Annotated in this window: 8 protein-coding genes and 1 pseudogene; 3 read left to right on the top strand and 6 right to left on the bottom strand. The window is 70.4% G+C overall.

Annotated elements, in window-relative coordinates; all coding sequences use genetic code 11:
* Positions 1-634 precede the first annotated feature (634 nt).
* The 4 genes from OG714_RS07615 to OG714_RS07630 form a co-directional block, all read right to left on the bottom strand.
* Complete coding sequence (locus OG714_RS07615; protein WP_406119484.1) at positions 635-1,246, bottom strand: aspartate/glutamate racemase family protein; 612 nt, start codon at positions 1,244-1,246, stop codon at positions 635-637.
* 47 nt (positions 1,247-1,293) lie between these two features.
* Positions 1,294-1,638 (bottom strand): GNAT family N-acetyltransferase, encoded by a 345-nt coding sequence (locus OG714_RS07620; protein WP_393756001.1) that lies wholly within the window; start codon positions 1,636-1,638, stop codon positions 1,294-1,296.
* A gap of 22 nt (positions 1,639-1,660) precedes the next feature.
* A complete protein-coding gene (gene panD / locus OG714_RS07625; protein WP_406119486.1) occupies positions 1,661-2,080 on the bottom strand; it encodes an aspartate 1-decarboxylase in 420 nt (139 codons plus the stop codon).
* A gap of 302 nt (positions 2,081-2,382) precedes the next feature.
* A complete protein-coding gene (locus tag OG714_RS07630) occupies positions 2,383-3,282 on the bottom strand; it encodes a transcriptional regulator (RefSeq protein WP_393755997.1) in 900 nt (299 codons plus the stop codon).
* 594 nt (positions 3,283-3,876) lie between these two features.
* Here OG714_RS07630 and OG714_RS07635 point away from each other — a divergent pair.
* A pseudogene (locus tag OG714_RS07635) lies at positions 3,877-4,973 on the top strand (ISAzo13 family transposase); the annotation flags it as partial.
* Positions 4,974-5,011: 38 nt separating this feature from the next.
* Here OG714_RS07635 and OG714_RS07640 read toward each other — a convergent pair.
* Both OG714_RS07640 and OG714_RS07645 read right to left on the bottom strand, forming a co-directional pair.
* On the bottom strand, positions 5,012-5,716 hold the full coding sequence (locus OG714_RS07640; RefSeq protein ID WP_406119487.1) for a response regulator: 705 nt from the start codon (positions 5,714-5,716) through the stop codon (positions 5,012-5,014).
* Positions 5,713-7,008 (bottom strand): sensor histidine kinase, encoded by a 1,296-nt coding sequence (locus tag OG714_RS07645; RefSeq protein WP_406119488.1) that lies wholly within the window; start codon positions 7,006-7,008, stop codon positions 5,713-5,715. Before OG714_RS07645 ends, OG714_RS07640 begins: the two co-directional genes overlap by 4 nt.
* A gap of 221 nt (positions 7,009-7,229) precedes the next feature.
* Between OG714_RS07645 and OG714_RS07650 the strand changes: the two genes are divergently transcribed.
* Positions 7,230-7,922, top strand: coding sequence for an ABC transporter ATP-binding protein (locus OG714_RS07650; RefSeq protein ID WP_406119490.1), 693 nt, complete (start codon positions 7,230-7,232; stop codon positions 7,920-7,922).
* Positions 7,919-10,345, top strand: a complete 2,427-nt coding sequence (locus tag OG714_RS07655) for an ABC transporter permease (RefSeq protein ID WP_406119492.1) — start codon at positions 7,919-7,921, stop codon at positions 10,343-10,345. The genes OG714_RS07650 and OG714_RS07655 overlap by 4 nt, the downstream gene beginning before the upstream one ends.
* Positions 10,346-10,494 lie beyond the last annotated feature (149 nt).

Here is a 10,494-nt window from a genome sequence, read left to right on the forward strand (position 1 = left end):
CCGGTTCAGGAGTCGGTACCGGTTCCGGGCCCGGTGGGATCGGGGACGGAGACGGCTCCGGGGTGGGGCGGGGGTCCGGCGGCGGTGTGGGGAGCGGTACCGGGGGCTCCGGGTCCGGGAACGGAGTCGGGACGGGACCCGGCGTCGGGCCCGGGTGTACGGGGTCGGGGTACGGATGGCTCATCGTGTCCTCCAGCCAGTGGCTACGTCGGCTCTGGACTACTCCCCCGCGTACCCGCCACCCGCGCCGCCACTCACCCGGCTGGGCTCAGCCGACCCGCGCGACGCCTGCCCCGGCAGCGGAGCGGGACGGAGCTCGACAACACCGGGGGCGGACGGAGGCCACCGGACCTGCACCGCCCCGCGCCGCCACTCCCCCAGCCGGTCTCAGCCGACCCGCGCGGCCCGGGCACCGGCAGCCAGCCCCGGGCGCGGGCGCGGACTCGACAGGACCGAGAGCGGGAGGGTGCCACGGGACCTGCATCGCCCACGCCACTCGTCACGCGCGCCACCACTCCCCCGGCCGGTCTCAGCCAACCCGCGCAGCGTCTGTCCCAGCGGCCGCCCGGGGCAGAGCCCGACACCACCACGGGCGGACGGAGGCCACCGGACCTGCACCGCCCCGCGCCACTCGTCACCCGCGCGGGCTCGACAGGACCGGGATCGTCGTGGTCGTCAAGTGCTGGGCCGGTGCCATGGAACCCTGTGCGAGGACGATCGCGTCGGTGCCGGTGACCGCGTCCACGGCGGCCGCCACCAGCCGGGCGCAGCCCTCGGTGTCGCCGGCCTCGAAGCGGGCCCAGGCGCCTTCGACGAGCAGTGTGCGGACTTCGGGAAGTCCCGCAGGGTGGCCGAAACGCCTCCCCTCCTCCTCGACCAGCGCCACGGTCGGACCCAGCGTGCTCTCCAGCGTCGCGGCCACGACGACGTGGGGACCGGCGGCCACGGCGGCGGCTGCCATCGGGCGGTCGGTGCGCAGCACCGGTACGCCGACCCGCGCGCCGGCCGTCTCCGCGACCCCGCCGATGGTCGAGCACGTGCACAGCACCGCCCGAGCCCCTTCGGCGACGGCCGCGTCCAGCACGTCCCGTACCGCCCCTGCCACCGCTTCCGGCCCCTCGCGTCGGGCCCGCACCAACAGCTCCTCGTCGACGAAGTGCCGTAGTTCCAGGCCTTGATGGTCCTCGTCGCGCAGGGCGTCGAAGACCGGGATGTGGGCGGGAGAGGTGTGCAGGAGGGCGAGCACGCGGGCGGGGCCTTTCTTCGGTGCCCGCACAGGGCGGGACGCCGGTTCTAGAAGCGGCCCGGATGCGCCCTGAGCCACTCCATCGCCGCCCGCAGCAACGCCGGGTCCGCGGCCGGTGCCTCGTCGGGATGCCGTTCCGCCCACTTGACGACGTACGGGCACAGCGGGGCGACGACGATCCCCTCGCGGGCCGCGATGCCGTACAGCTCGCGGGCCAGTGAACCCGCGATGCCCTTTCCCTCGTGGGCCGGTTCCACGATCGTGTGGACCGGGACGAGGGCGCGCGCGGGGGCCTCAAGGACGAAGTACTCGATGTGGCCCACGACTTCACCGCCACCGACCGCCTCCAGACGGCCCGCCGCCCGGTCGTCGCGGATCTCGATCTCGCTCATGGGCTTCCTCCTGGTGGGCTGGTCAGGCCGTGACGGCCTGCGGGCTGCGCGTCTGCTCCGAACCCGGCACCGGCTCGGACGGATCGGCGCCCAGGCCCACGATCCGGTTGGCGGAGTCCACATGCACGACCCGGGGCCGAAGCGCCCGCGCCTCGGCGTCGGACACCTGAGCGTAACTGATGATGATCACCAGGTCTCCGGGATGTACGAGGTGCGCTGCCGCCCCGTTGATCCCGATGACGCCGGAGCCCCGCTCGCCCTCGATGACGTACGTCTCCAGGCGGGCGCCGTTGGTGATGTCGACGATGTGGACCAGCTCGCCGGGCAGCAGATCCGCGGCGTCCAGCAGGTCGGCGTCGATGGTGACGGAGCCGACGTAGTGCAGGTCGGCCTGGGTGACGGTGGCACGGTGGATCTTCGATTTGAATACTGTACGAAACACGAAGAAACTCCCTGTTTGTCTGCTCCCTGCCTGTCTCTGCAGGTCAAGGGCGGTCTCCGGAGGCTACATCCTTACGCGTGGTCGGTCAGCTGCGGCCCGGTGTTCAAAGGGCCTTGGCGTGCTCCGGCGACGCACGACTGCCCACTCCTTGCGCCGCATGGGAGGCGTTCCCGTTCACACGTCGCGAGCTCATGGACAGAAAGGGCGCCCGACCATTGCCGAGGCAGGTCAGGCGCCCTTACCGGCGCACATCTGGGGTCCGGGGGATCTACTCGTAGTCCCCTTGCTCGCCCACGGTCCGCTTACTCGCCCGCGGTCCGCCGACTCGACAACTGCATCTGTTCATCGAGGTTCTGGGCGAACTGCAGCCAGGTCTCCGCGTACTGGCGGGCCAGTTTCATCACCAGGGCACCGCAGTGCGGCGGGACCGCCGCAGAGAGCTCGAACCACTGCTGCATACCGACGGCGTTCTGGTGCAACAGGCGCAGCAGGTTACGTCCCTCCTCCTTGTGGCGCAGGGACGGGTCGCGCAACAGCTTCTCCAGCAGGTCGTGGGGATCGCTGTCGCGCGTGTCGTCCGTGCGGCCGGTACGCAATGAGCGCACCACTCCGGCGGGCTGGGCCACCTTGTCCTGGTGCGCCGCCTGTCCGTGTCCGACCACCGGCGCCTCTCCGGCCTGCAGCCGTCTTTTGACATCGCTCACGGTCGCCGGGGAGAGTCCCGCCAGACGAGCGATCTCACGGAGTGAGGCGTCCGGGCGCTCGACGATCAGCTCCGCCGCCCGCTTGCGCCCCTCATCACTGCTGAGCGGGCGGACCTTGCCGTCCCTGCCCACTCTGGCGTGCAGTTGCAGCACGTCGTCGGACTGTCGGCGGATGGCGGCAACGGTCTTGGCTCCGAGACCGGAGGCGCGCGCGACCGCCCGGTCCGACAGATGGGGGTGCGACTTCACGATCTTCGCCGCTGCGGCCCGCCGGTCGGCCTGCGAGAGCGGCAGGCCATGTCTGACGTTCGCCTGTACGGCACGCAGAAACGCGTCCTCGGTGCTGCCTTCGAAAAACTCCACACCGATGACCCGCTGGCCCCTGACGAAGGCGGCCATCAGGCGGTGCATTCCGTCGATTACGCGCATGGTGCGACGGTCGACGAGAATTGGCGGAAGCGACCCTTCCATTTCCGCCAGACGTTCCACGTGCTCCACGTCCGGCCCTCGTGACCGCAGAGAGACGCCGGGCATGATCGAGGATATGGGGACGTCCTCCACCGCCGATGGTTTCGCCTGCGCGGATTCGGATGTCGCACACGAGCCGGGGTCGCGAGTGGCGACTCCGGCAGTGGCCACTCCGGTTAAGTCCGCAGCCACGGATTCGTGAGAGACGCCGAGCACCTGATCCATTCTGTCCACCCCGTTGATTGACAGCTCACAGAACCTGACACACGTAGCGCCCGGACGGCTCAGCACCACCGGGCCGCACTGCCGGACCGCGCCTGGCCGCGGTCTCGGTCGGAGTCCGGGCACAACCGACAGGCGGAATAAAGAATTCCGTTCATCTCACCCCGTTCTTGAGGCGTTGCCCGTGCCTCACTGCCCATGCTCACGCGTCGCTCTGGTCATTGTCGAGCCCTTTGATGTCAGGAACGCACAGTTACAAGCATCCATGACGAGTGATTAGCTGTGGTTTTGTTAGACGGCTCGTCAGTTCGACGGGGGGCACTTTCCTCCCGGACTCCGCCCCGGACCGGCCGGCTAAGGGCTTGCAGGGAATCAAGGTGTTGCTTCCCGTCGAAGTTCGCGGTGTTGCTCCCGTATCCGGACGAGCGCCGGCGACACCTGTCAATGGCTGCGGAAGGCCCGGGGACTCGGGCACGGCGGCGGCGTCCGAGCCGTGGCACAGGCGGCTGCGGTCAGTGAGACGACCGTCCGCAAAGGCGCGTTCGAACTCGAGGCCGGTGAGCAGCCGTTGGAGCGGGTGCGTCGTCCGGGCGGGGGCCGCAAACGAGTCGTGGATCTGAATCCGGGCCTGCGGCCTGCGCTGTTGGCGCTGGTCGAACCGGACGTACGGGGTGACCCGATGTCGCCGCTGCGGTGGACGGTGAAGCCCACCCGCACGCTGGCGCACGAGCTGACCCGGGCCGGCCACCGCGTCAGCGCCGACACCGTCGCCGGCCTGCCGCGGGAGGAAGGCTTCAGCCCGCAGGCCAACGCCAAGACCATCGAGGGCAGCCAGCACCTGGACAGAGATGCCCGGTTCCGCTATCTCAACGAGCAGGCCCGCGCGCAGCGCAACGCCGGCCAGCCGGTCATCAGCGTGGACACCAAGAAGAGAGAACTCGTCGGCGAGTTCAAGAACAACGGTCGCCAGTGGCGGCCGACGGGTGAGCCGGTGCCGGTGAACGTGCACGACTCGCCGACCCGCAACTGGTCAAAGCCGTCCCCTACGGGATCTACGACGCCGCGGCGACCACCACCCGCACCGGACTGCCCGTGGGCGCAGCACTGGGCACCAACACGTACCCGACCGGAGTCCGTACCGGTGACGCCGAGATGGCCGCACTGCCGCTGACCCGGCACGCATTCCACGGCGAGTGGAACTACGCCCTCCACCCGCAGCCCCACCCTGCCGTTCCGGTGGCCCGGGCTCCACAGGAGCCGACCCCGCGGTGGGACCAGGCCTTGCTGTCCGATCCCGCCCTGCCCGGCATGTCCCGGCAGCAACTGGCCGACGTCACAAGGACGTTGATCCCCGACGGCGATGCCCGACGCGGCCGTCCCCCAGGCTCGCCTTCCCCGAACAGATCCTGGCCACCGAGCTCCATCTACGGGTCGCCCTGGCCGCTGAACCTCTCGCCGTACTGTTCGGCAGCAGCCGGACCGCGATGCACCGCACCCTTCAAACCGGCGAGCCCCACAACAAGATCAGGACGACGCGTCAATGATCTGCAAGCCCTTGGGCGCCTCCGCCCGGGGCGATCAGACCCGTCTCGTAGGCGAAGACGACGGCCTGGACGCGGTCGCGCAGGTCCAGCTTCGACAGGATGCGGCCGACGTGGCTCTTGACAGTGGTCGGGCTCAAGAACAGCCGCGAGGCGAGTTCGGCGTTGCTGAGGCCCGTGGCGAGCAGGCGGAGCACCTCAAGTTCACGAGGGGTCAGGCCGGAGAGATCGCGGTGCGGGGTGACGGTCTGCGGTTCGTCGTGCTGGGCGAAGCGCTCGATCAGCCGACGAGTGATCGTGGGTGCGAGGAGAGCGTCGCCGGATTGCACCAACCGCAGGGCGGACACCAGGTGTTCGGGGGTGACGTCCTTGAGCAGGAAGCCGCTGGCGCCGGCCGTGAGCGCGGCATAGACGTACTGGTCGAGGTCGTACGTGGTGAGGATGATGACCCGGGTCTCCGACGACCCGTCACCACCGAGGATGCGCCGGGTGGCCTCGATGCCGTCCATCACCGGCATCCGGATGTCCATGAGGACGACGTCGGGCCGCGTGCGGCGCACCGCTGCGACAGCCTCGGCCCCGTCAGCGGCCTCGGCCGCCACCTCGATGCCGTCCGCAGCCAGAATCATCTTGAAACCGGTCCGTACGAGGGCCTGGTCGTCGGCGATGACGGCGCGCAGCGGCGGCCGCTCCTCTGTCATGCCGCGCTCCACGGGATGCGGGCGGTAACCCGGTAGCCGCCGGTCGGCGTCGGACCGGCCGTCAGTTCCCCCTCGTACACGGCCAGCCGCTCCCGCAGCCCCATGTGGCCGCGACCGTTGCTCTCCACCGGCGAGGCGTCCTTCGCGCCTCCTGTGTCCGTGACCTCGATCTCCAGGCAGTGGTCGGTGTATCCGATGGCGACGGACGCCTCCGCGCCGCGTGCGTGCTTGATCGTGTTGGTCAGTGCCTCCTGTACGACCCGATACGCCGCGAGGTCCACCCCCGACGGCAGCGGTTCCGACGGCAGCGACACCCCGACGCTCACGGGCGTTCCGGCGGCCCGTACCCGGGCGACCAGCGCATCGAGCTGCGCCAGCCCCGGCTGCGGCTCCAGGCCGTCGGGCCTCTCGTAGTCCGGAGCCGCCAACAGGCCCATCACGTGCCGCAGTTCGGCCATGGCGGCCCTGCCGCCCGCCTCGACGGCCAACAACGCCTCCTTGGACTGCTCGGGCACCACGTCCATCACTTTGCGGGCCGCGCCCGCCTGGATCACCATCACGCTGACATTGTGGGTCACGACGTCGTGCAGTTCGGCGGCAATGCGCGCACGCTCCTCCGCGACAGCCCGGCGCATGGCCTCCTCCTGTGCCTGCTGCAGCTCGGTGACCCGGTCCCGGCTGGACGCCAGCCGCAGTTGCAGGAACCGGACGAGACTGGCCAGCATCCCAGCCACCAGCAACACGAATCCCGGGCTGGACCAGCCCGGGAGCAGGGGATGGGCGTTGCGGAACGCGTAACCGGAGAGCGCGGCGGCCATCACCAGGACGACGATCGCCAGTATCCGGTAGCGGCTGTACACGACGGCGCTGTAGGCGCCGACGACACAGACCAGGATGGTGATCCAGGAGGCGGAGCCGCCGATGGCCAGCGCCGCGACCAGCACCGTCACGAAAGCGGCCAGCGGGTACAGGCGCCTCAGTCCGATCGGCAGTGTCGACAGGATGACCATGGCCCACGGGACGGGCGGAACGTCTGCCTCCACGGGCGCCTGATCGGGGCCGGGCAAGGGCGGCGCCGGCACACCGGTTCCGACGTCGATTCTTGGAGGGGGCGCATCCTCCAGCCCGTTACCGGGGTACCGCATCACCACGTACAGAGCGACGGCGGTCAGCACGACCGCCAGCACCACGTCCACGCGCACCGCCCGCTTCGACTGCGGGGCGGACTTCGCCTCGGGGCGCAGCGCGTCGATGAGCTGGTGAAGCCGGCGGCGCCGGTCTTGCGTCTCCATCCGTCCATTGTGGGGCGCTCGTCGCCCGGTCCGCGTCCACCTGTCTGATCAGTGCATTGTCTTCGAGGCCTACTCCTCAGGTAGGACTCCCTGACCGAATCATCCGCTGGGAGGGGCCGATGTTGGTTCCGCGGCCGACGCGCCGCGCGGGCGGCAACCCCTAGGTTCACAGGGTCGGCAACGGCATGTGTCTCTCGCGACCGTAAGGACGGACAACCCGCATGAACCAAGTGATCGAGCTGGAAGGTGTGGCGAAGCGCTACGACACCGCCGGTGCGCCGGCGCTCGGACCGCTCACGCTCAGCGTCGCCAAGGGTGAGGCCCTTGCCGTGACGGGCCCTTCCGGCAGCGGCAAGTCCACGCTACTGAACCTCATCGCCGGCCTGGACAAGCCGACCGAGGGCTCCGTGGTCGTCGCGGGGCTGCGGATCGACCGGTTGAGCGAGCACGCCCTCGCCAAGTTCCGTCGCGAGCACATCGGCATCGCCTTCCAGTTCTTCAATCTCCTCGACGACCTCACGGTCACCGACAACATCCAGCTTCCGGCCCAGCTGACCGGGACGAGCCGGCGCGCGGCCGCGGCCCGCGCGGGTGAGCTCATGGAGATGCTGGGCATCCAGAAGCACGCACGCGCCTATCCGGGCCGGCTGTCCGGAGGTGAGCGCCAACGCGTGGGTGTCGCACGGGCGTTGATCAACCGTCCCGAGCTGCTGCTGGCCGACGAGCCCACGGGTGCGCTGGACTCCGCCTCGGGCGCCGAGGTCCGCAAGCTGCTGATCGATTTGCATCGCGGTGGCCAGACCATCGTGCTGGTGACACATGACCTGGCACTGGCGGAGGCGTGTGCGAGCCGCACGATCCACCTGGTGGACGGTCACCTCGCCCTCGACACGTATGCGCAGGGCGTCCGATGAGCCTCTTCGGTAACGGCGCGCTGGGCCGGGTCGTGCGCTCCGGGGTCGGGCGGCGGCGGGTGCAGACCCTGGTGATCGCCGTGGCCACGATGATGGCCGTGGCCTCGGCCGTGGTGGCCGGGGCCCTGATGGTCGCCGCGGCCGCTCCCTTCGACGACGCCTTCAAGAAGCAGCAGGGCCCGCACATCATCGCGCAGTTCGATCCGGCCAAGGCGAGTGCGGCGCAGCTGGAGCGCACCAAGAAGCTGGCCGGCGTCACGGCGAGCGCCGGGCCTTACGCGTCCACCGCGTTCCGCCCGGTGGACAGGTCGGGCTTCCGGATGCCGACGCTGACCGTGGTCGGGCGGTCCGGCGCGGACGCCGCCGTCGACCGCGTGGAGCTGAAGTCCGGCCGGTGGGCGCAGAAGCCCGGCGAGATCGTGGTCGACGCGTCCTTCCAAGGCCCCTCCGTCGACATCGGCTCCGCCCTCAAGACGTCGGACACCACGAACGCCCAGACCCTGTCGGTCGTCGGGTTCGCCGTATCGGTCGGCAAGTCCGCCGACGCGTGGGCGACCTCGGAGCAGGTCGAAGCGCTGGCGGCGCTGGGCAACCCCCTCACGACCCAGATGCTCTACCGCTTCGACTCCGCGAGCACCAACCAGCAGATCCTCGCCGACCGGGCGAAGCTCGGCTCCTCCGTGAACGCCGGGGCCCTGCTGGGCACGCAGTCCTGGCTGGACACCAAGCGGGCCGCGGATCAGGGCGCGGCGGCGACCGTCCCGTTCGTGATGGCCTTCGGTGTGCTCGGCATCGTCATGTCGGTGATCATCATCAGCAGTGTGATCAGCGGTGCGGTCGGCACGAGTCTGCGCAGGATCGGCATCCTCAAGGCCATCGGTTTCACGCCTCGCGAGGTCGTCCGCGCGTATGTGGCGCAGGCACTGATCCCGGCCACGGTCGGCATCACCCTGGGTGTCGTACTGGGCAACCTGCTCGCGGTGCCGCTGCTGGCGGACACCGAGTCGGTGTACGGCAACATCTCCCTGTCGGTGGCCTGGTGGGTGGATGTCGCGGTGCCCGCCGCCGCACTGCTCGTGGTCGGCCTCGCGGCGCTGATCCCGGCACGGCGCGCCGGACGGCTGAACACGGTCGAGGCCATCGCGGTCGGCCGGGCGCCGCGCCCGGGCCGCGGGCAGTGGGCGCACCGGACCTTGGGACGGCTGCCGCTGCCCCGGCCGGTGACGTACGGGCTCGCCACTCCCTTCACGCATCCGGTGCGTGCCCTCGCGATGCTGCTCGCGGTGGCGTTCGGCACGATCGCGGCGACCTTCGCGGTGGGACTGACCTCGTCCCTCAACGAGGTCGGCAAGTCGCAGGATCCCGAGAGCCGTGCCGCGGTCACGGTCACGACGGTCAAGATGAACAACATCGCTCCCCCGCCGCCACCGCCTCCCGCGGGGGGTGCGGCGGCGGCGAGCCCGTCCCCGGTGACCCCCAGCCCGGCGGCCGGCTCGTCCAAGCCCAAGGTGGCCGACCCGGCGAAGGTGCGGGCCGCCGTCAAGTCCGAGGCGGGGCTGAAGTCGTACTACGGCAAGCTCCAGACGGAGGTCGCCGTGGCCGGGATCTCCGGCGCGGTGCAGGCCAGCCTCTACGAGGGCGACTCGCGCTCCGGCAGCTACGAGATGCTCTCGGGGCACTGGATCACCGGGAAGGGCCAGGTCGTCGTGCCCACGCGCTTCCTGGAGCGGACCAGCACCAAGGTCGGCGACACGGTGCGGATGACCTTCGAGAAAGAGAGCGCCGATCTGCGGATCGTGGGTGAGTCCTTCGACACCTCCGGCAATGAGCTGGAGGTCCACGCGGACATGGCCAACTTCCCGTCGGCCCAGCCCGAGACGTTCCTCGTCGACGTGAAGTCCGGTGTCTCGGCCGACGAGTTCGCCCGGAAGCTCGCGGCGGTGGTGCAGCCGATGGGCGGCGACGCCACGACCGCCGTGGAGCCGGATCAGAGCGGCGTCATCCTCATCATGGACGCCATGGCGGTGCTGCTCACCATCATGCTGATCACCGTGGCCGGTCTCGGCGTGCTCAACTCCGTCGTCCTGGACACCCGCGAACGCGTCCACGACCTGGGCGTCTGCAAGGCGATCGGCATGTCGCCGCGGCAGACGGTGAGCCTCGTGCTCGCCTCGGTAGCCGCGATCGGTGTGGTCGGCGGGCTGCTGGGCGTGCCGGCGGGGTACCTGCTGCACGGCGTCGTCCTGCCGGTGATGGGGCACGCCGTGGGCACCGGAATGCCGTCGCCGGTCCTCGACGTGTACGGGCCGGTCGAGCTGCTCCTGCTGGGGCTGGGTGGCGTCGTGCTGGCCATGCTGGGCGCGATGATCCCGGCCGGGTGGGCGGCCAGAGCCCGTACGGCCACGGCCCTGCGCACCGAGTGAAGCCGGACACGACACGGACAGCGTGAAAGGACAGCCCGGCCCGGGAAGGGCCGGGCTGTCCTCATGCGTACCACTCCGAGCCGTGCGCAGGGTTGCCCGGATGTGCCGCCGGGCTGGCCGGGCCTCCGCTCATCAGCGGGGGCCCGGCC

Source organism: Streptomyces sp. NBC_00989 (assembly GCF_045162655.1).
Classification (GTDB): domain Bacteria; phylum Actinomycetota; class Actinomycetes; order Streptomycetales; family Streptomycetaceae; genus Streptomyces.